Source organism: Psychrobacter sp. KH172YL61 (assembly GCF_007182895.1).
In the GTDB taxonomy this organism is placed as follows: domain Bacteria; phylum Pseudomonadota; class Gammaproteobacteria; order Pseudomonadales; family Moraxellaceae; genus Psychrobacter; species Psychrobacter pacificensis.
This window is the reverse complement of record NZ_AP019516.1, coordinates 191,212-211,846: the sequence shown is the minus strand read 5'-3', so window position 1 is coordinate 211,846 and position 20,635 is coordinate 191,212. Positions and strand designations below refer to the sequence as shown.

The window sequence follows — 20,635 nt, the reverse complement described above, 5'->3', positions numbered from 1 at the left end:
GATTGTGATACTGGGCATCCTGCCCTTATTACAGCATCTAATCTTAACTGCTGCTATCAGCAATGGGTATGTGTCCTTACTTCAACTATTATTATCATCCTGATGCTAATAATTGAATCATTATCCTTAATGCGGCTAACTCAATCCTTAAGTCACACTCCCTAATGCCGTGTAACCATAATGCCTAACTCTCACTCTCATGTTAAGTCGCGTAAACGTCATTGTATGTAAGCATATGCTTACAACGATTTAATCATTCTCAATAATTACAACTTATTAACGCAAATGACACTTAATATAAAGCTTTGTATCCTATGATAGATAATGTAAGAAAACATTTCTAAAATAGTTTTTAGTGATAGTAGCTCTTAACACCTATCTGAGTATGGCTGTATCAACATATTTTAGAACCTTCTACCTTTGACTTATATAAGCATTCTTATTGCAAGCTCTCTGAAACCTTATAGGATATTGCATCATGAAAACTCTAAAACCGTTTTCCTTTAAGACAACCATATCTACTGTTTTTATCGTTGCTCTATTGGTTACCACTGTCGGTTGTGCTGTCGTTGGTCCTGGCTATGATAACCAGCCCATATATCGTGGTGATAATAATCGGCAGAACGATAGCTTCAACCGTGTCAGCCAGCAGCTCCGTCAAGACTTACGCCGCAAAGGCTATCAAGTCATAGACATTCGCTCTGATAGCTATCGTGGCGCTCGCGCAATGACAGCTTTTGCCAAAAAGAATAATCAGCTCTATGAGCTAACATATACTTATCCTTCTCTAAGACTCATCAGCTCAAATAAAAGATTATGGTCGAACAATTGGGGAGATAACAAGTATCAAAAGACAATGACCGCCATAAAAAAGATAAACATAAAGATAATGGTAAATATAAGAACGACAAGCGCTATAAAAAAGGTGATATAGAGGACAGCATTAAAAGAGAGTCACGTTACCCAGCGATCAAGCGCCGTGCCATCAATAAAGTAAGATCTATGGGTTACCGTGTCGAAGATATCGATCTTGAAGAAAAAAAACAAGCGTGGTGTCTTTGACATTGAGGCCAGACGCGGCTCGCAGGAGTATGAGATATTGCTTAGCTATCCAAATTTAGACGTTATTAACGTTAAAAAGACTGATGACGCTGACACTACTGTCAATAGAGCAGTTCTACACGCCCCTTTACTGAAATATTAGAAAACTATCTTTATCCAACGATAATAGATTATGAGGACATTTTTATGAAAGCTTTATCATCTTCAACACTAAAGAATGTAGTGTCTGGCAGTATTGTCGCCACTTTATTAGCGGTAACTACTGGCTGTGTCACCACACCTGGCGGCTATAGTGTATATGACGATATCTATGAAGACGTCTACAAAGATAACAAAGAGCATAAAAACACAAAGACAAGCATAAAAAAGCGGATAAAAACGTCTACTCAGCTGCTATCGAGCGTCGAGCTGCCAACAAAGTTAGCAGCATGGGATACCGTGTCAAAGGTGTTAAATATAAAAGGGCGACCGTAAAATCAAGGTCAAAGCTGAACGTGGTCGCGACGATTATAAAATCGAACTGAGCTATCCAAGCTACAATGTCATTAAGATTAAAAGGATTAATCGATTATTAGGGTCTGATATTCACTATTAATACTCAGTTGAAATAACAAAAATTTATAACAAAAATTTATAACCAAAATTTATAACCAAATAAGTCATCAAGTGGCTTATTTGGTTTTTTTAATGAGAATTCTTACACTCAACAAGCTAATATTTTTCTAGATAAAACTAAAAATCCAAGACTTTTATCACATCATACGCTGGCGTTTCATACGGGTGCGCCTCTTTTAACGCGATGACAGCAGCAGTAATAAATGCGTCATCGACGACCATCTCTACTCGCCATTCATCGACCGTTTCTAAACTATCTTGCTTACCGATATGCGGCGCGCTACCTGCTAACGGCATAAACTGCCCTGTTCCTTGCACTTGCCAACAGCACTGCTCGTAATCGCCAATACTCCCAGCACCAGCGGCAAATAAAGCGGACTTTACTTGCTCTAAGGCCTCATCAGGAATAAAACCGTCAACTTATACATGAACTTACCTCACAAAATAGATTTAAATCTCAATCTACTAGTTCTTAGATAAAGAAGGATGATCAGTCCATATATAACGTAACAGCCAGTCTTTAGCATCACCGGCATAATCAATACCGATACGCGGACGCACTGATACAGGTGGCTGGCAACCATCATCTTCAACCCAAACGCTTGAGTCTGGCGAGATAGGTTTGCCATATAAATCGCGAGTTATCTGCAAGCGTTTGGTCAGTTTACCTGGCCCTGCAAACTGCTTGGGGTGAGTAAATTGCTTATCTGGACTGAATTGTTGCTCTTCAATCAGACGGTCACTACCCTCAGTCAAAAATCCAGCGCGAATCAGCACCGATTCAGGTGACTCTATAGAGCCGCTAATCAAATTTAGCATATGATGCACGCCATAGGTCAGATAGACATAAAACACACCGCCTTGCTCATACATAATCTCTGTGCGCGCTGTTCGAGTACCTGCATGTGAATGGCAAGCGGGATCGTCTTGACCAATATAGGCTTCGGTCTCAGAAATACGCATACGTAGTGTTTTTGCTGTCCATCACTATCGGTTAGCTGTCGACATATAACTTTACCAATCAAGTCAGCAGCGACCACACAGGTCGGACGAGTGAACCAGTCAGACTCTAAAACAGTTGATGAAGCAGTAGACATTAGCGAAACCTTTTCTTATTTTTATGGTCTAATTGATATGAGTAAGTACTAACAAATTAGCATAAAAGTCAGATAAGGTATGGAGTACAGTGTTGGCGCTATGTTTGATTTTTTATACGAATTAAGTGATAAGTCTATGGCTGAAAGGGTGATACTGTTGATAAATGGATAGGAATTATAGTCTGTTATAAGTGATTCCATTATAGCAGTCTATTTTAAGTGGTCTGTTAATAGGTTTTTGGTGTAAAATAACTGGTTTCGTTAGGGTATGCTTTCAATTACTATTCATGACTTTAGACTATCACTTTTAAAAGTCCAATTTATTTCACCTCCAGTGATAACTTCATTAGTTTCTTCATAATCTTTTGATTTATCGTAGTCATACTCTATTTCAAACTTACCATTAGGGTATAGATTAAAGGTTAAGCCCCATATTTTTTCTCCTGTAAGGTTAAAAATATGGTTTCTGAGAAATAATGAGGCCTCATGTTCAAGGAAAAGCAGTTCGTTAGATAGTTCTCTATATTCATCTATCTTATCTCCCTTGATAGTAATTATAACCTTAGAAGACTGTGTCATTCCCTCATAGATATCGACATGATTAGACATTTGCTTCCAATACTCGTTCCCTAAATGAGCCATAAGACCATTTGCAAAAATCCTATATGCTTTATTTTCATCATCTATTTTTATATCTAAATTCCCTAAATATTGATTAAAAACAAACGGCTTGATTGCTTTATGTACACTGGACGAGTAGGTATAAAGAATTCTGTAAAGGTTTCTAACAGTTCGATGCCTGTATAGCGCACCGATCACTAATAGAATATGTATGGTAAGTACACCATGAAGTATACCGCGCCTATCTCATTGAGTTAAAACCTTAATACTCTTAGCCCACAGCCAAAGATTTAAATACTCACTAAGGAACCATCATAAATATAATGCCATAAAAAAAACTGAGCACATGGCTCAGTTTTTTATTTTATGCTAAGTATCAGATACTTATTTTAATGGTACACCGATACGGTCAGCCACTTCTTCATAAGCTTCAATCACATCACCTAATGACTGACGGAAACGGTCTTTATCAAGTTTCTTCTTGGTGTTCTTATCCCAGATACGGCAGCCATCTGGTGAGAACTCATCACCTAATACGATACGGTCATGGAATACGCCAAATTCTAGTTTGAAATCAACTAAAATCAAATCACCCGCATCAAACAATGCTTTGAGTACATCGTTGACTTGATAGGTCAGCTCTTCCATCTTAGCCAATTGTTCTTTGGTTGCCCAGCCAAGAGATACAGAGAGCGACTCATTGACCATCGGATCACCTAGCGCATCATCTTTATAAAAAAGCTCATACGTTGGCGGTGTCAATGCTTGCCCTTCTTCTAAGCCCAAACGACGTACCAAACTACCAGCGGCAAAGTTACGCACCACGCACTCTACAGGAATCATATCCAAGCGCTTGACCAATACTTCGTCGTCAGACAATTGCTCTTCAAAATGCGTCTCGATACCAGCATCAGACAATTTTTGCATGATAAAAGCATTAAAGCGGTTATTCACCACGCCTTTACGCGCCAATTGTTCGATACGCTTACCATCGAGCGCTGAGGTATCATCACGGAAGTGTAAAATCAGAAGATCATTGTCTTCTGTTTCGTAGACAGATTTGGCTTTGCCTTTATACAGCAGTTGTTGCTTTTGCATTATGGGGGTTCCTGTTCGTTCAAGCTTATGTGGTAAAAACGCGCAGCGACCGCTGACTTTTATTACAATATCGATATTAGATCTCTTGCAAAAGTACCAGTTCATTGACTTCCACTGACGGAGTTACAAGGGCTGACGATGACTTATGCAAGAAGTCTATTATTTTAATCAATAATCATAAAGATCGGCGGTACAAATGAAGAAAGAAATTAGTTTGAAGGGCTACTAACAGCACGCTGAGGCTTTGGCAACTGATACTGATTACCTGACTCATTCTGTAATTTAAGCGTGTTCGCGCCCACATTCGGTGTTGGGTACAAAGGCACGAAAGGCGCTGTTTCTTGAGCAGCCGGCAGCTCTATCGGTGCAAGCTTTTTGCTTTGTTGATAGTCTAAGCTGCCATTGTCGCGCTTTCCAAGCAGGCTCTTGGTCGCTTGGCAGCCGCTCAATACCAACGTACTACCCAAAACTAAGGTCAGCATTGCAGGAAGTAGTTTTGTCGTTTTTGATGCTACTGTCATCATGTTGTCTCTCTGAGTTAGCAGTTATTGCTCATTTAGGCGATTGGCTTATCATGATAAGTTGACTTGTTGCTCGCTTGAATATTAATCGTCAAGCAACAAGTCTTAAATCGCTGAAGATCAGGTTATAGTATGTTTGCTCGAACCAACGCTTCATCAATAGTCGCATGATGTTGCTCTGCCAACCAAACGAGTGGTAAGCGTATCCCTTTATCGATCATGCCCATTTTATGTAGCGCATACTTAGCTGGAATAGGACTTGACTCGATGAATAAGTCACGATGTAGATGTTTGACTACGTCATGAATCTGACTAGCCGTTTCAAAATCACCACGCAAGCCAGCAGCGAAAGTCTCGCTCATGGCTTTTGGCGCCACGTTGGCAGTCACCGAGATATTGCCTTTACCACCTACTTTTAGTAGATCAAGCGCTGTACCATCATCACCAGACAATACGACCATTCTGTCACCAACAGCTTTAATCAATTGCTCACCGCGACCAACAGAGCCTGTCGCATCTTTGATAGCAACGATATTGTCGATATCAGCAAGACGTTCGACCGTCTCTTGGGCAATATCGACGACCGTGCGACCCGGTACATTATAGAGCATCTGAGGAATATTGACGGCTTTAGCAATGGCTTGGTAATGTTGATATAAGCCTTCTTGTGGCGGCTTATTGTAATAAGGAGCAACCAATAACGCACAGTCTGCACCAGCATCTGCTGCGTCTTGAGTCAGTTTAATCGCTTCTATGGTGTTGTTTGCACCAGTACCTGCGATGACTGGTACGCGACCTTTAACATGCTGGACAAAATAGCGAATGACATCGCTATGCTCTTGCATCGATAGGGTTGCCGACTCGCCAGTGGTGCCGACAGCAACGAGGCAATGCGTGCCCTGCTCGATCTGCCAGTCTATGAGGTCAGCCAGACGTTTATAATCAACTGTACCGTCAGGGTGCATGGGCGTTACCAAGGCTACCATTGAGCCTTGTAATCGGGTTTTGATCTCGTCGTATGCTGTGCTCATAACCGTGCCTTACTGTATTATCCTAGCTTTTATCAAAGCTGTCACATGATAGGTCGTTTGCAAGTGCCAAAAATTTATATACGTTGATAAACGCTAATGACCAACCCTTGCTTGATGTTAATGCTGAAATTTTATTTATTATCATAACGTTTACATTATAAATTACTGCGTATTAAAGTGAGTATTGGCATTATCGATGCCAGTGACCGCAAATACCTGTTGCGCCATAAAATATAATAATAAAAACGCCTGCTAGTGTAGCATATTTTGATTTGACCGCTATCAATCAATTGATGATTCAAGCACAAATCAAAGACGAAAAAAGCTTTTTTATTGCTAGAAACAATAAATATTGCTTCAAGTCTTTATTAATAATATACCGATAACTAAAGCACTCAGCAACGTATCAACACTGCTGAATGGTTTTGCCAATACTAGCGAATGGTCAACACATCGATGGTGGGACGATATAAGCGAAAAGGCAGGCCTCGCGTGCCTATACCGCTGCTGACGAATATTTAAATACATTATTTGCAGACTGATGCAGTATCCGTTTGCGTATCTCTTATAGCGAGCGGTATTTATGATGAGCAATTATACTTTTCGGTGTTTTTCGGTATGCTGCTGTCCAAATCACTTCCTTATGGTTTTATCTATTCAATACGCAGACCAATAATAGCAGGGATGCCTTGTCGAATAATTTCTATCGTGACAACGCCCTTTTTGGGTAGGGGATGAGATGGCGTCAGAGAAATCCGTTACTTTCTTAATAGGCTTTTGGTGAAAATTGGTAATGACATCACCTGCCAAAATCCCCGAGCGCGCGGCTAACCCTGTCGGATCAACCGTCGTGACCAACACCCCCGTTTTATTGTCTGTAGCAATCTCTGCTTGTTCATCTTTGGTCAAATCGCGCAAACGTAGGCCCAGTTGGACATCATCACTTTGCTGATCCCCACTTTGGGCTCTGACATCATTAGGTGCATAAGCAAGTTTACCGCTAATGATCATCTGCTTACCATTGCGCTGAATCTGTGCGCGAAATGGATCGCTTGGCTTTGCTCGGTTGAGCAGATTCAATAAGTCGGATGCTCGCATGATTTGTACATTATTGTACTGCAAGATAATGTCACCAGGTTTTAGACCTGCTTTTTGTGCTGGCGAGTCTGGAGAAACGCGGGTCAGCAAAGCGCCTTGTGGTTTATCCAATTTATAAGCTTCGGCCAGATTACGGTCAATATCTTGCGGATAGATACCCAAATATGCGCGAGCGACTTCACCGCTGGTCTTTAATTGCTCATAGATATCCATAGCAGCGTCAATTGGGATAGAGAATGATAGCCCCATGTAGCCGCCCGTCCCACTAAAGATACGCGAGTTGATACCAATCACCTCACCGCGCTGATTGAATAGAGGGCCACCTGAGTTGCCAGGGTTTAGCGCCACATCGGTTTGTATAAACGGCACACTGGTTTCGCGTGAGAAGCTGCGTGATTTGGCACTGACGATGCCAGCGGAGGCTGAATAATCAAAACCAAATGGTGAACCAATGGCTAGTACGGGCTCCCCTACTTTTAAGCTGTTTGAGTCGCCAATCGGTAGCGCGGGGAACTGAGTGCCTTCAACTTTTAGTACAGCCACATCTGAGCGCTCGTCGCTACCAATCAAGGTTGCATCAAGCTCGGTTCTATCATTAAGTGTGACGGTGATTTTGTCAGCGCCCTCGATGACGTGATGATTGGTCAGCATGTAGCCGTTAGATGTGACAAAAAGCCTGTACCATAAGCATGCTCTATCGCTGGCGTGACTGCTCGATCAGGAATGCGCACCCGATCGCCAAAAAACTGCCGCAACACTTCAGCCGTTTGCGCCTTAGCAAGCTCAGCCTCACTGACTGTCTTGGTGACGTTGACGCGCGCCACTGCGGGTGTCACTTGTTGAACTAGGCCAGAGAAATCAGCCGTGGTTACAGCCGCATGTGCATTGCTCATTGTGGTGACGTTAATACTAGCCACCATCGCCGTACTCACAGCGAGCGCCAGCGCACTGCGCTGTAACCAAAGTCGCATATCGACAGTGGTTCGTGATTTAAACATATTGATAGGCATATTGTCCTCCATATGAATGGTCATTATTATTGTTGGTAATTAGATGATGGTACTCGATAACGTCTTGCCTGACGCACATAACCCCAATCGTTATTGGTCAGCGTTCTTATATTTGCTTATATAGTGAATTCAGTATAAAAACGATACAGTAGGACTGGGATAAATTTTTCGCAGCATCGAGCAGCGTAGGCACAGCACGCAAGGAAAATTTAGACCAGTTCCACCTGATATATAATGTATCTGTTTTATTTAGGATTGACTATATCGTTATCGTTATACTCATATTACACGATGGTATTCGTGCTATGCATCGATTTCATATATGTTTTATCGCTAGGCTGATATAGTAACGATCATGTCAGCCCCGTTTTTATATTTATTTTAATCAAAACCAGGGTTGTTGGCTTTAGTAAACATAAACCCTCAGCGCCAATAGCCGGTCTCTGATTGACGTCATATTATTGTTGTTTTGACGGCGTGCATGACCAACGTAGCTACTGTATGATGGACAAAACGTTATCTTGCCATCATTTCCATAATGCAGGATAACCCAAGGCATGGTTATTTCATACTGACTTTGTACAATTTTGTGGCTGCGCGCTGATATCGTGGCAGGCTTTGTATACATGTATATGAATCAAATCATGTTATGATAGCAAGCAAAACAAATCATAAAACAAACAAAAGTCAATTAGTAAAAATGCTATCGACTACTCGTTTATCAAGCTGGCTATCATCATCCCTGTTTTCCATCTTTTGCATTTTTAGACCACTGTTATTTGTCTAAGAATGCTTTTGCCCTGCTACTTTATAGTGTATATATCATCTCAAGCTCATGTTGCGATTCATGATGGCTATCAATGTGATGACCCAGATACAATCAGTAATGATAACAATTGATCATAAACGAACGGTAGCGACTATCTTATAGCAGCTATGGATAGATATAAAATATGACAAGATTACAAAAGGATTAATTTATGGATACCGCCCTATTGCTATCCGGCGTGGTTGGGATTGGCATTGCCGCCCAATGGCTGGCTTGGTATTTGAAGCAACCGTCCATTTTATTTTTATTGCTCATTGGCATTATCATCGGACCAGTCCTGGGGGTATTTGACCCTGATTTGGTATTAGGTGAGCTGATGTTCCCCTTTATCTCTTTGGGCGTGGCAATTATTCTATTTGAGGGCTCGCTAACGCTAGAGTTTGATGAGATCAAGCAGCATGGTACTGTGGTGCAAATGCTGGTCTCGATTGGTGTACTCATCACCATCGCTATCGTGGCGCTGTCGACTTATTTGCTATTCGATGTCGACCCATTGATTGCATTGCTGTTTGGTGCGCTGGTCTGCGTGACCGGTCCGACAGTCATTATGCCGCTGTTGCGTAGCGTGCGCCCCAATAAAACCATCTCTAATATCCTCAAATGGGAAGGTATTATCATTGATCCAATCGGTGCAATTGCCGTGGTATTGGTCTATGAATATATCATCTCAGGCGGTGAAGCCAGTAGTATCTTGCTATTTGCCAAAATTGTCGTATTGGCAACCGCCCTTGGTATGGCAGGCGCTTGGTTGCTTGCTTTCCTCATGCGTCGTCATATGGTGCCTGAGTTTTTGCGCAATGTTTTTACCCTTGCATTCGTCTTGGTCTTGTTTTCGGTATCAAATCACTTGGAGCATGAATCAGGATTATTGACTGTGACCGTACTGGGTGTGGCTTTGGCAAACTGGCCAAAATTCCCACGCGAGACGATTCTAGAGTTCAATGAGTCTTTAACCGTTCTACTGATCTCTGTGCTATTTATTATTTTGGCCGCTCGTGTAGAGCTGGCAAGTTTATTGAGCGTAGGATTTGTAGGTCTGGTGCTCCTTGCTATTGTCATGTTTGTGGCGCGTCCATTATCAGTATGGGCGTCCTCCATCGGCTCCAACCTCAAAACCAATGAAAAGCTGATGATCAGCTGGATTGGCCCTCGCGGTATCGTCGCTGCTGCTATCTCATCCCTGTTTGCGATTCGTTTGCAAGAGTATGATATTCAAGGCGTTGAGCTGCTTGTACCATTGGTATTTATGGTCATCATCGGTACGGTAATGATTCAGGGTCTGGGCGCAAAGATGGTCGGCAACTTGCTGGGCGTACGTGAGCCTGAGACCAACGGTATTCTTATCGTCGGTTCAAACCCGATTGCCCTACTCATCGCTACCTCTCTTAAAGAGCAAGGCTTCGATGTCATCGTCGCGCATAATAACTATACCAATATCGCGCGCGCACGCATGAGTGGATTGCGTACTTATTTTGGCAACCCAATCTCTGATCACGCTGATCACCATCTTGATCTGATTGGTATTGGGCGTTTGTTTGCGATGAGTATGGACAAAGAGATGAATACCTTGTCTGAGATTCATTATCGTCATGAATTTGGCGAGCGTAAGCTATACCGTCTCAAGTTCAGTGATGAAAAAGTCAAAAGTGAGCGCGACGACAAGCAGTCCAATTTTCACTCACAGTGGCTGTTTGGCAAAGATGTGACGTATACCAAGCTTGCTAGTATGCTGTCCAAAAAAGCGCGCATCAAAATCACCAACATCACTGACAGCTATAGCTTTGAGCAGTATAAAGCGGATAACAAGCAGTTTGTACCGCTGTACACCATAGACAAAGAAGGCAAGCTGCACGTCATTACTGATAAGTTCGACGGTACGGTGCCGCGTGATCGTAGCTTATCTCACTGGTCGTGGATGATGAAGTACAGCCAAAACCAGTAGACGTGACACCAAAGCAAGAACAAGCGCGTATGGTCGCCGATGCCAATTTTGAGTCCAGCTCAAAAGCGCCTGAAAAGCGTAAAGAAAAAGAGCTGGGCAGCGATAACCTACAAAAACCAGCGCCAGAGGCACCAACTAATACGGCTCAAAATACTGAGCAAAGCGTCGCCAGTGCCCCTAATGCGAACAGCGCCATAGATAAGTCCAATACTGCGACAGTCGCGGCCGATGATAAGGCAGTAGCACCAAAAACAGAGGCTACCAACACAGCGAACACAGGTGTGATGACAGCAAACTCGACCGCGACCTCAAAGACTAAGCCGTCTAGTAATAGTAATGCCAATGGTAATGGCAACGCGCCTAAAAATAAAAAAGGAGCGCTTGATCCCAATCGTCTCCCCTGACTCTGGTCAAGACAGTGCTACTCATTCGACTGCCAAAGCTGACACCGACGCTTCTGGCGCGGTTGGGAAAGAAGCCAAACAGAGTGAGCTGAATGACAAAAATAGTGATAAATAAACTCTATCGTTATTTAACCGCTAACGTCATAATTGGTTAAATAACAAACTGTCATCAATAAAAAGCCCCAGCGACATGAACTGCCCCCATAAGTTGGACACAACTTATGGGGTATTTTATGCGCTACGATCTAGACTTTAAGCTTGAAGTCATCGCATACTATATGCAAGGACATACTGGTCGTGCTACAGCTGAGGAATTTAACCTAGATAATAAGATAGTTATCAAATGGGTTAAGCAATATCAAAGCGGTGGTATTGAAGCTATCAAACCAAAGACCAGCAAAGCTTACTATAGTCACGAGTTTAAACACAAAGTCATTACAACGATGCTTAGCCAAGGCTTAAGTCAATTGGAAGTTGCTTTAAGGTATAACATCAGCTCACCGGCGCTTATTAGTCACTGGCATAAAGCGTATCGACTAGAAGGCATATCTGGACTCATCTCCAAACCTAAAGGTAGAACCGTCATGAGCAAACCCTTCATTACAGACAAACCAGAGGGATGAAAAAAGCTTAGCAGAATTGAAGCGTGAGAATGAGTACTTACGTGCAGAGGTTGCCTACCTAAAAAAGCTCGATGCCTTGCTCAAAGCGGAGGAAAAAGCAGGCAAAAAGCAAGGCTCATCGAAGGGACTAAGAGAGCGCTGCTGTTTATCTGACTTACTTAAAGCCGCTGGTATGCCTAAAAGCGTCTTTTACTATCATAGAGAAAAGCTTGGTGATAAAGATAAACATGCTGACTTAAAACAGCGTATTACTAAGCTGTATCACCAGCATAAAGGCAGGTACGGCTATCGTAGAATAACGGCAGCGCTAAAGCAGTTAGGTAGCCATTACAATCACAAGCTCATCGCTAAGCTTATGCGTCATTTAAACTTAAGTGCACGGATTCGACGACAAAGATATCGCTCTTATAAAGGTGTACAAGGCAAAATTGCAAAGAATTATTTAAAGCGTCAGTTTCATGCAGATAGACCAAACACACGCTGGCTCACTGATATTACTGAGTTTAAGGTAGGTGATCATAAGCTATATTTATCACCGATACTCGATTGTTATAACAATGAGATCATCAGCTATACGCTCTCAAAGAGACCTACCTATGATTTGGTTAGCAAGATGCTAGATAAGGCGTTAGATAAGATAGATACGCACCAGAACAACCGTTTAATGCTGCATTCAGATCAAGGCTGGCATTATCAGATGAGACCGTTCAGTAAGGCGCTTAAACAGCACGGTATTAAGCAAAGCATGAGCAGAAAAGGCAACTGCTTGGATAATGCGCTGATGGAGGGGTTCTTTGGTACGCTGAAGTGCGAGACGATTTATATTGAGAAACCAAAATCGATTGAGCAGTTAGAACAACAGATTCATGAGTATATGCATTATTACAATAATGAGCGTATTCAACTCAAACTAAAAGGACTGAGCCCTGTGCAGTACAGAACTCAGTCCTTGGTATAAACTAAACCGTCCAAGTTTCGGGGGTCAGTTCAACATGCTGGGGCTTTTTATTTTTATCATATCTGCTTGATTATTAAATCTACTTACAAGATAAACATGCTCACTCAAATATGATTATTCAACATCAAATCTGTCTACGACTGCCTGCCATATTCGCGCGCTCACCTCATCAGGTACTGCCTGACGCATCGATACGCTGGATACGTTCAGGATGCGAGCTTGCAAGTTGACTAAAACCGGTATGTACCCAAGTAAAAAACGCCATTGCCTGCTGCTCAAAGCGATCTGCTGCGCTGCGCTTATTGGCGCGTGCCATGCCCTCTGCTACAGGTAAATCAAGCCATAAAGTCAGCTCAGGCAACTGCGTCACAAACTGCTCGATCAGCGTCTCAATTTTGGTCAGCATCGCTTTATCGCCATGTCCGCGTCCAAAACCCTGATACGCAATAGTAGAGTCCGTAAACCTGTCACAAATAACCCATGTGCCACGTTGTAGCGCAGGCAGGATGACTTGCTGCATATGATCACAGCGTGCTGCAAATAATAATAAAAGCTCTGTATCATCCTCAATTTCAGTTGCAGGATCTAGCAATATATCGCGCAGTCGCTCAGCAAACGGACTACCACCGGCTCGCGCGTACGAAGGTAGTGAATACCGTTTTTCTCTAGTTGCAAGCATAGCTGTTCAATCGCCGTGGTTTTCCCGACGCCTTCCGTTCCTTCAAAACTAATAAACCGCCCTGCAATAGGTGCGGTCGTCGTTTGTGAAGCATTTGATTCCGGTAGCGTGGACGATGCTGTACTCGTTTGTGCGGATGGCGCGTTGGTCTGTATAGATACTGACATGATATGACCTTATGTCATCGGTGAGCGCTATCGTTAGATTATAGCGCTCAATAAACGATACGTTTTATAAGAGATAAAGAAGTGCTTTATTGCGGCGGTGTTTGAGATTTTTTCTCGCGCATGACGCTCAGATAGTCTTTACCGCTTGGTTGTGCTCAGCCAAGCTATTGGTAAATTTGTGTCCGCCGTTACCAGTTGCCACAAAGTAAAGGGCGTCGCTATCGGCAGGATGCAAGGTGGCTTCGATAGACGCAGCAGATGGCAGCGCGATTGGCGTTGGCGGTAAGCCATCAATCTGATAGGTATTATAAGACGTTTTTTCATCGATGTCTTTGCGGCGGATATTACCATCATAACGGCTACCCATACCATAAATGATGGTCGGATCGGTCTGCATACGCATGTTTTTAACCAAGCGATTTCTAAACACGGCAGAGACTAGCGGACGCTCTTCTGGTACGCTGGTTTCTTTTTCGATGATAGATGCCATTACTAGTGCTTCGTAAGGGCTATTATAAGGTAGGTCAGGCGCACGGTTTTCCCACGCATCAGTCAGCGCTTTTTGCTGGCTTTTATATAGGTCCGTGAGCACTTTTTTATCGCTCGTCCCTTCACCATAATAATAGGTATCGGGCGCAAACCACCCTTCAAGATTATGATTGACGATAGGATCACTACTGTTGGTCACGTTATCTGGCAATATACCAGCCAAATCTAACGCTTGTGCAATGCTGGCATTATCACTGTCTGCGGTCAGCACTTCTTTTCGATATTGTCATTATCACGCAGCGCTTGATAGAGGTCTTTTGAGGTTTTGCCTTCGATGATTTGCACCTTTACCATAGCTGCTTTTGCGCCCTGCTCTAATATTTGCAATGCCTCAGCAATGGTTGGATTTTCCGGCAATTGATAAATGCCTGCATGCAAAGGCGCATCGACTTGCGACTTAATATATAGCTTGGCTACGCTGGCCGAAAATAGCGGAATTTGATTTTGCCACTGCGGCAATAGGCCATAATACGTCTGACCTTGCTCAATCGTGACCATTTGCTGCGGCTGCTCGATACGACCAAACAAGGTCTGATACACCATGACTAAGAAAAATGCAGCAATGAGCCCTAGCACCAGCAATACTTGATAACCGCGCTGCATAAAAAATGAGGGATTGTTGACTTTATATTGACGCGGTTTGCTGTTGCCACTGATCAGTGAGACATTGGTCGCTGGCGTGTCTTGCACCCTATCTACCACTGGTTGCGCGTCCGGTAGCGTGGTGTCTACACGCTCCTCGACTGTGCCATCTTGCTTATTCGATGGCGACTTATTGGGACGTTCAGGTGGTGTATTGGGTGTGGGCTTGCTCATGGCAACTCGCGAGGCAGATGTTTGCTAGAATTTAGCACTGAACCGTACGATTTTCAATGGTATTTCATTGTTACTTATCCTTTTAGCTTTCCTTAACTTGAGTGAATATCCACTCTATCCAACTTTTAACAGTAAGACACCTTCTTGAAAAAGTGCTAGAAGCTCTATTTAAATTTTCAATTTTACAAGCTTCAACAATATCTTGAACGTTTCCAATTGATAGTACACCTGCTTTACTTATGTATAAATCAAATACTTTGGAAAAGGTTTAGATGAGAGAATGAGTTCTGCAAACCGAATTTGTTTTTGTAGTGAGTGGCAACTGCATTATTTCTAAACCTAAATCAGTAAGATATACCATCCCTCTATCTATAGACACCAAGCCTAAATATCTTGCTGCGTTCGCATAGTAATCGGCTTGCCTATCAGTAAAATCGTAAATATCAGCTATTTCTCTCTTAGAAAAACCTCTTTCACTACTCTCATCAATATCTTCACTTAGATTACTAGAGTATTTTTTTACGAGCTCTTCACATAGATTCACGATCTTATTGAAATCGTCTGCTTGAGGGAAAGGTGCGTCTTGACTATTGAGTTGAGGTAGGGTTTTATTTAATAAGTTTTTCAAATATTCTAATGTCAATTCTTTAGTTATAATCGAATATCTACTTGAACTCAACAACCTAATCGACATAGGGTCATTTATATCCTCAAACAAGTATTCTCTAATGTAAAATATTCCATTAGAGTATGTGAGATAGATATTTTTGATATCTTTTGTAGACACTTTGTTTAACCAAGTCCTATAAGGATAATACAGCTGTCTAACTACAAAATCTCTTGAAAGCACGTTCTTAGCCTCTATAAGATAAATACTATCGTGACTTTCGTAACCAGCATCGATTTCTATTTGAGAACCTCTTACTTTAAAATCAAAAATCTTGTTTGGCTCTTCGATCTTAAAATCAAAATCACCTGATCCCATTCGACCGCTTATAGTGCTATATAGTTCATCCGCACCTGTAAAACTTGTTAAAATTGAACATAAATCAGCACAATATATAGCTGATGATTCAGTAGTAATCAGATTTGGATCTATTGTTTCCAATAAATGACGGGAACTGCTTCTCTAGAACTACATCTGATCTTTTAGGAGTATCGTAATCTTCAAAGTTATGGAACATATCAAATCTTCCAATTTTATAGCCTCCTCTACTAATTGGCAAAATAGATAGCTTATTCTTTTGAATATTTCTGGTAAGTCTTTTCTAGCATCAAACTTAGTCATAAGCCTAGCTTGTCTGAAATCGTTGATTCTTTTAGAATGTACAACGAATTCACCTTCAGCGTCTATCTTGTCCAAGAGACTATCTTCTTCGAATAATCTCTCCCAAGCTAGATCGTTCTTAGATTTATTCATAGCTAATAATTCCTTACCAATATCTCTTTAACCTCACCTCTTTTACTCCCCACAGAGTTAATACTCCTACTAGCGCCTACCTCAATTATCTCAAAGTCTTTATATAATTCTTTCATAAAGGCAGTAGCAGAGTTAGACAAAAGGAAATTAACACCCCTTTTATTTAGATTGATACAAGTATCTCTAAGCCTTACTTGTTCATCATCACCAAAACCGCCTTGAACGTATCCTGTAAAATTTGAGCTTTTCGAAACAGGATCATACGGTGGATCAAGATAAACAAAGGAGCCTTTACGTGCTCCCTTAACAGCTTCCTCAAAATCTCCATTACGCAATACAATATCATTATTCTGTAAGTAATTACTTACCGCTTGCAGAACAGTTTCGTTGATTATATTAGGGTTTTTATAACGCCCAAAAGGTGTATTAAACTCGCCTGAACTATTGACTCTATATAGTCCGTTGAAACAGGTCTTATTTAGATAAATAACACGAGATGCACGCTCTATCTTAGTTAACTCAACAAAACCTTCTTGCCTATCTAGAGCTCTTATCCGATAAAAGTACTCGGAGTTATTTTCATGAATAGCTAAGTGTTCAATAAGAGCATCTACATCATCTCTAATCGTTTCGTAAACATTGATTAATTCAGAGTTGTAATCATTGATCACTGCTTTTTTTGGTTGCATGTGCAGAAGTATTGCGCCACCACCCAAAAATGGCTCGTAGTAAGTAGATATACGGCTAGGAAGCAACGGCTCAATCTCAGTTATAAGTTGGCGTTTTCCACCTACCCACTTCAAGAAGGGCATGACTAATTTATTTTTCTTTGCCACTCTTAACCTCTTTTCAAATGATTTATCATTAAATAATACCGACAAGCTGATATCAAAACTATCTGCAAAAACTTTGATATTTACTAAAGCAGGATTACGCTCACCACGTTCAACCATACCTATATATGTGCGATGAAAACCGGTTTTTTCGGCTAGCTGCTCTTGGCTCAAGTCATTTTTTTTACGCAACTGGCGTATTCTTTCACCGAAATCACATAGAACTTTTTCTTTCATATAAGGCACGCATATTAGTTTTTTTGTTTGACTCATGCTATATTTTGTATACAATAAGTCTACATACAATAAGTATCATAGAGGAAAGTAAGTTATGATAAGTATCGAAAATATGACTATTAATATTGAATTCAACTCAACGGCACCTAATGAATTATTAGATACTGAAGACTCTGTAGTAGTGAGAGATGAATTAGTAAATATGCTTCGCATCATTAGCGAAGATAAGAGATTTATTGGTCAAACTGTTGTTATTCCAGACGATTGCGGGCAGTATGGCTTTATACAGGGAGAATTTAATTTACCTGAGCTTCTTTACTTCTTAGCCGATATGCTGGAATAGACATGGAAAGTCATTCGTTTTTTAGTAGTACTAATTTAGATTTTAACTTACTGAAAGGTGACTGCTTAACAGTTATTCCTCATTTAGATAACAACATAGACATGGTCTTTGCCGACCCTCCATACTTCTTATCTAATGATGGTTTAACAGTCAAAAACGGTAAAGTCCAGTCAGTCAATAAAGGTCAGTGGGACAAGCTTGTCAGTGACAATGATGCTTATGTATTTACCTACGAGTGGCTTTTTGCTGTACGAGAGAAAATGGCAGATAATGCGACATTATGGGTCAGTGGTACACATCACAATATTTTTACTCTAGGTCGTATTTTGCCGCAGCTTGGTTTTAAAATACTCAATGTTATAACTTGGGAAAAACCAATCCACCGCCTAATTTTTTCTTGTCGGTTTTTCACTCATTCTACAGAGTTCATTATTTGGGCGAGGAAACATCCTAAAGTGCCACATTATTTCGATTACGACTTGATGAAACGACTCAATAACGATAAGCAAATGAAAGATGTGTGGCGCTTGCCAGCAATTGCTAAATGGGAAAAATCTTGTGGTAAGCACCCTACGCAAAAACCTTTGGCATTGTTGGCACAGATGATTTTAGCCTCTACTAAAAAAAATGCTTTGATACTTGACCCTTTCGCTGGATCTTCAACAACAGGTATCGCAGGTAATGTCTTAGAAAGACGTTTTATTGGTATTGAACAGGAAACAGAATATCTACAACTCAGCCAAGCGCGCTATGAAGACCTACAACATGAAGGGGAGAAAAGAGTTTTTTAAACAACATTTCTATCGTTTATTAAATAAAGGAAATGACAACTAAACGGATTTAAAATCTACAACATCACCTGACAATAGCGTCAAATTACTCATCGGCATGATGCCACGCAGTGCATTACAAAAGAATAACCGCGTCAACCTAGGCAAGTCCTCATCTGATAACGACCGTATCACCACTGGATATTTTGTCGTGGACAAAGCATCAATGATCACCTGCCGCATCACACCAGCAACGCCCGATTGTTCCATGGAAGGGGTGTACCATTGACCTGTTGTTAGATAGCTCTCATGCTTGTTCTCAACACCTTCGTGGCCACTAGGGTGCGTTTCAGATTCGCATAAAGGCTCATCTGCTAACTGATAGAACACATTACTCATCGTACCTTCAACCCAATGACCACTCATATCACGTAGCAGTCCTTCACTGAGGCTCTTTGTAACGTTAGCCGCCAGTGGTTCAGCTTTTATACGCTGTAGCTCGCCACTGGCAAGGACATTATCTAGGCGGCTCAGGCTTTTGAGTCCTGCCAGCGATGGCGGCAGGCAGGCAATCTGTGAAGATAAACATATCGCCGAGGCATTCGGCTGCATGGGTACTAGATTGCCATCAGGTAATGACAGTACCACAGCCGTGGAGACTCTCATAACAGCCGGTTTTAGCCAGATCTCACAATCACTTCCTGATTCACTTGGTACATAGCCATAACCGCGAATGTCTTGTGCGGCGCGAGTCACCACGAGCTTGAGCATACCCTGCTCTAGCTGCTGGGCATATATTTTTAATACTGCCAGTAATTCCTCGCAGTCTATATCTAACTGCAAGGCGTCGGCATGGGAGATGAGCCGCTGATGATGGTAGTCTGCCCATAGGATGAGTCCGTCCATCACACCCATGGTCGTAAAAAATCCATCCGCATATGCTAGGCCGCGGTTGTCTGGCGACAGTGTCACCGCTTTGCTAGTTGCCGTATCGTCTTGTGGATATAGACATACCCAGCTGTTGGGCAGTGACGTCATGTCTAGCATCGCTTAGCTATTGTCTGTTTGGGCAGCGGATTTATTGATGACTAGCATACAGCTATAAAACTCACATTTTGCCAGTTCCACTTTCTGTCCGCCAATGACTCTGTTTTTGATGATTTGATTACTGAGCATATCAGCGACCATTTTGCCACCCTCATCACCCATCAGTCGGCGCGATAGTTGGTAGGCTTTTTTGGCATGGTCTTGGCTCAACTCTTTTTCTTTATCAGAATCGGTCGGATTGGCATAATACCAGCCAAGCTCAAGGTATTTTTCGGAGTCGATAATATCTAGATAAGGCGCGTCCGTCTTCATAAAGCGATATTTGGTGGCAGGATTACTGGCATAGTCTAGGCTATTTTCATCCGTACTTATTACTTTACCAAATGCTGACTTGATACTATCTAACTCATCGGTGCCAAGGGGCTCGCCCTTGTCAGCGTTCCATGCCGAGACATCGTATTTTACTGGTGTACCTTGTTGGGCGGTCGCGCCATCTAGATCAGGATTATCCCCAGCGCTGTTCTCTACAGGAGCCTCGGCCACAGCCTGCTCGCTGCTCTCAGCGTTTGTCTCTGGATTTTGAGCATCCTCTTTGGTGCTATCACAGCCGCCAAGCGTCACACTAACTGCCATTATCGTACCGACTAGAAGAGTCTGAAGGTTATGATTCCACATGGATAATTTACTCACACTTTTAGATTGATCTTAAAAGAATATTAACGAGCTGGCCCACAAGCCACCGATAACAAAGGATTTTTTAATAAAGAATGTATGTAATAAAAGTTATAACCTAACAGTCATTAGAGCATATTATACTAATTAACATATAATCGATAGTTTACCCAACTGCTCAGCGCTTGACTAC

Annotated in this window: 15 protein-coding genes and 7 pseudogenes; 8 read left to right on the top strand and 14 right to left on the bottom strand. The window is 41.9% G+C overall.

What is annotated here, in order from left to right:
- Nucleotides 1-478 precede the first annotated feature (478 nt).
- Both PKHYL_RS01040 and PKHYL_RS01035 read left to right on the top strand, forming a co-directional pair.
- Nucleotides 479-934, top strand: coding sequence for a hypothetical protein (locus PKHYL_RS01040; RefSeq protein ID WP_240365759.1), 456 nt, complete (start codon nucleotides 479-481; stop codon nucleotides 932-934).
- Nucleotides 935-1,248: 314 nt separating this feature from the next.
- Nucleotides 1,249-1,536, top strand: coding sequence for a hypothetical protein (locus tag PKHYL_RS01035; protein ID WP_240365758.1), 288 nt, complete (start codon nucleotides 1,249-1,251; stop codon nucleotides 1,534-1,536).
- A gap of 258 nt (nucleotides 1,537-1,794) precedes the next feature.
- On the opposite strand, the pseudogene PKHYL_RS01030 reads toward PKHYL_RS01035, so the two are convergent.
- The 7 genes and pseudogenes from PKHYL_RS01030 to PKHYL_RS01000 all read right to left on the bottom strand — a co-directional run bounded on the left by PKHYL_RS01030 (nucleotide 1,795) and on the right by PKHYL_RS01000 (nucleotide 8,114).
- Nucleotides 1,795-2,105, bottom strand: a pseudogene (locus tag PKHYL_RS01030) (NGG1p interacting factor NIF3).
- 37 nt (nucleotides 2,106-2,142) lie between these two features.
- Nucleotides 2,143-2,774: pseudogene (locus PKHYL_RS01025) on the bottom strand (DNA-3-methyladenine glycosylase).
- A 285-nt stretch (nucleotides 2,775-3,059) separates the two neighbouring features.
- Complete coding sequence (locus PKHYL_RS01020; RefSeq protein WP_071002523.1) at nucleotides 3,060-3,593, bottom strand: hypothetical protein; 534 nt, start codon at nucleotides 3,591-3,593, stop codon at nucleotides 3,060-3,062.
- Between the two features lie 186 nt (nucleotides 3,594-3,779).
- Nucleotides 3,780-4,493, bottom strand: a complete 714-nt coding sequence (purC, locus tag PKHYL_RS01015) for a phosphoribosylaminoimidazolesuccinocarboxamide synthase (RefSeq protein ID WP_071002524.1) — start codon at nucleotides 4,491-4,493, stop codon at nucleotides 3,780-3,782.
- Between the two features lie 209 nt (nucleotides 4,494-4,702).
- Nucleotides 4,703-5,017 carry a hypothetical protein gene (locus tag PKHYL_RS01010; RefSeq protein ID WP_227517122.1) on the bottom strand — a complete coding sequence of 105 codons (315 nt, stop codon included), beginning with the start codon at nucleotides 5,015-5,017 and terminating at the stop codon, nucleotides 4,703-4,705.
- A gap of 122 nt (nucleotides 5,018-5,139) precedes the next feature.
- Nucleotides 5,140-6,045, bottom strand: a complete 906-nt coding sequence (gene dapA, locus PKHYL_RS01005) for a 4-hydroxy-tetrahydrodipicolinate synthase (protein WP_071002526.1) — start codon at nucleotides 6,043-6,045, stop codon at nucleotides 5,140-5,142.
- A gap of 653 nt (nucleotides 6,046-6,698) precedes the next feature.
- Nucleotides 6,699-8,114: pseudogene (locus PKHYL_RS01000) on the bottom strand (Do family serine endopeptidase).
- Between the two features lie 1,019 nt (nucleotides 8,115-9,133).
- Between PKHYL_RS01000 and PKHYL_RS00995 the strand changes: the two are divergent.
- From PKHYL_RS00995 to PKHYL_RS00975, 4 genes and pseudogenes are all read left to right on the top strand, one after another.
- Nucleotides 9,134-11,029: pseudogene (locus PKHYL_RS00995) on the top strand (cation:proton antiporter); the annotation flags it as partial.
- Between the two features lie 276 nt (nucleotides 11,030-11,305).
- Nucleotides 11,306-11,443 carry a hypothetical protein gene (locus tag PKHYL_RS00985; RefSeq protein ID WP_240365755.1) on the top strand — a complete coding sequence of 46 codons (138 nt, stop codon included), beginning with the start codon at nucleotides 11,306-11,308 and terminating at the stop codon, nucleotides 11,441-11,443.
- 118 nt (nucleotides 11,444-11,561) lie between these two features.
- Nucleotides 11,562-11,951 carry a helix-turn-helix domain-containing protein gene (locus tag PKHYL_RS00980; protein WP_240365635.1) on the top strand — a complete coding sequence of 130 codons (390 nt, stop codon included), beginning with the start codon at nucleotides 11,562-11,564 and terminating at the stop codon, nucleotides 11,949-11,951.
- A 16-nt stretch (nucleotides 11,952-11,967) separates the two neighbouring features.
- Complete coding sequence (locus tag PKHYL_RS00975; protein WP_240365754.1) at nucleotides 11,968-12,909, top strand: IS3 family transposase; 942 nt, start codon at nucleotides 11,968-11,970, stop codon at nucleotides 12,907-12,909.
- Nucleotides 12,910-13,023: 114 nt separating this feature from the next.
- Here PKHYL_RS00975 and tmk read toward each other — a convergent pair.
- The 5 genes and pseudogenes from tmk to PKHYL_RS00950 form a co-directional block, all read right to left on the bottom strand.
- Nucleotides 13,024-13,656, bottom strand: a pseudogene (gene tmk / locus PKHYL_RS00970) (dTMP kinase).
- A gap of 185 nt (nucleotides 13,657-13,841) precedes the next feature.
- Nucleotides 13,842-15,120: pseudogene (mltG, locus tag PKHYL_RS00965) on the bottom strand (endolytic transglycosylase MltG).
- An 82-nt stretch (nucleotides 15,121-15,202) separates the two neighbouring features.
- A pseudogene (locus PKHYL_RS00960) lies at nucleotides 15,203-16,228 on the bottom strand (DUF6997 domain-containing protein).
- Nucleotides 16,229-16,255: 27 nt separating this feature from the next.
- A complete protein-coding gene (locus tag PKHYL_RS00955; protein WP_240365752.1) occupies nucleotides 16,256-16,540 on the bottom strand; it encodes a type II restriction enzyme in 285 nt (94 codons plus the stop codon).
- A gap of 2 nt (nucleotides 16,541-16,542) precedes the next feature.
- The gene (locus PKHYL_RS00950; protein ID WP_240365751.1) at nucleotides 16,543-17,610 is read right to left on the bottom strand and encodes a Dam family site-specific DNA-(adenine-N6)-methyltransferase; all 1,068 of its coding nucleotides are present in this window, start codon (nucleotides 17,608-17,610) and stop codon (nucleotides 16,543-16,545) included.
- 94 nt (nucleotides 17,611-17,704) lie between these two features.
- Here PKHYL_RS00950 and PKHYL_RS00945 point away from each other — a divergent pair, with 94 nt between their 5' ends.
- Nucleotides 17,705-17,953, top strand: coding sequence for a hypothetical protein (locus tag PKHYL_RS00945; protein WP_240365750.1), 249 nt, complete (start codon nucleotides 17,705-17,707; stop codon nucleotides 17,951-17,953).
- Nucleotides 17,954-17,955: 2 nt separating this feature from the next.
- Nucleotides 17,956-18,744: a DNA-methyltransferase gene (locus tag PKHYL_RS00940; RefSeq protein WP_240365749.1), complete on the top strand. Its 789-nt coding sequence runs from the start codon at nucleotides 17,956-17,958 to the stop codon at nucleotides 18,742-18,744.
- 39 nt (nucleotides 18,745-18,783) lie between these two features.
- Here the strand turns inward: PKHYL_RS00940 and PKHYL_RS00935 are convergent, their stop codons facing one another.
- Both PKHYL_RS00935 and PKHYL_RS00930 read right to left on the bottom strand, forming a co-directional pair.
- On the bottom strand, nucleotides 18,784-19,761 hold the full coding sequence (locus PKHYL_RS00935; protein ID WP_240365748.1) for an aminotransferase class IV: 978 nt from the start codon (nucleotides 19,759-19,761) through the stop codon (nucleotides 18,784-18,786).
- A gap of 12 nt (nucleotides 19,762-19,773) precedes the next feature.
- Nucleotides 19,774-20,460 carry a hypothetical protein gene (locus PKHYL_RS00930; protein ID WP_228724646.1) on the bottom strand — a complete coding sequence of 229 codons (687 nt, stop codon included), beginning with the start codon at nucleotides 20,458-20,460 and terminating at the stop codon, nucleotides 19,774-19,776.
- Nucleotides 20,461-20,635: the final 175 nt, after the last annotated feature.

Coding starts and splice junctions, on each gene's coding strand:
- PKHYL_RS01035 (WP_240365758.1), top strand. CDS start 1,249: ATGAAAGCTTTATCATCTTCAACACTAAAGAATGTAGTGTCTGGCAGT.
- PKHYL_RS00950 (WP_240365751.1), bottom strand. CDS start 17,610: ATGAAAGAAAAAGTTCTATGTGATTTCGGTGAAAGAATACGCCAGTTG.
- PKHYL_RS01010 (WP_227517122.1), bottom strand. CDS start 5,017: ATGATGACAGTAGCATCAAAAACGACAAAACTACTTCCTGCAATGCTG.
- PKHYL_RS01040 (WP_240365759.1), top strand. CDS start 479: ATGAAAACTCTAAAACCGTTTTCCTTTAAGACAACCATATCTACTGTT.
- PKHYL_RS00980 (WP_240365635.1), top strand. CDS start 11,562: ATGCGCTACGATCTAGACTTTAAGCTTGAAGTCATCGCATACTATATG.
- PKHYL_RS00940 (WP_240365749.1), top strand. CDS start 17,956: ATGGAAAGTCATTCGTTTTTTAGTAGTACTAATTTAGATTTTAACTTA.
- PKHYL_RS00935 (WP_240365748.1), bottom strand. CDS start 19,761: ATGACGTCACTGCCCAACAGCTGGGTATGTCTATATCCACAAGACGAT.
- purC (WP_071002524.1), bottom strand. CDS start 4,493: ATGCAAAAGCAACAACTGCTGTATAAAGGCAAAGCCAAATCTGTCTAC.
- PKHYL_RS00955 (WP_240365752.1), bottom strand. CDS start 16,540: ATGAATAAATCTAAGAACGATCTAGCTTGGGAGAGATTATTCGAAGAA.
- PKHYL_RS00945 (WP_240365750.1), top strand. CDS start 17,705: ATGATAAGTATCGAAAATATGACTATTAATATTGAATTCAACTCAACG.
- dapA (WP_071002526.1), bottom strand. CDS start 6,045: ATGAGCACAGCATACGACGAGATCAAAACCCGATTACAAGGCTCAATG.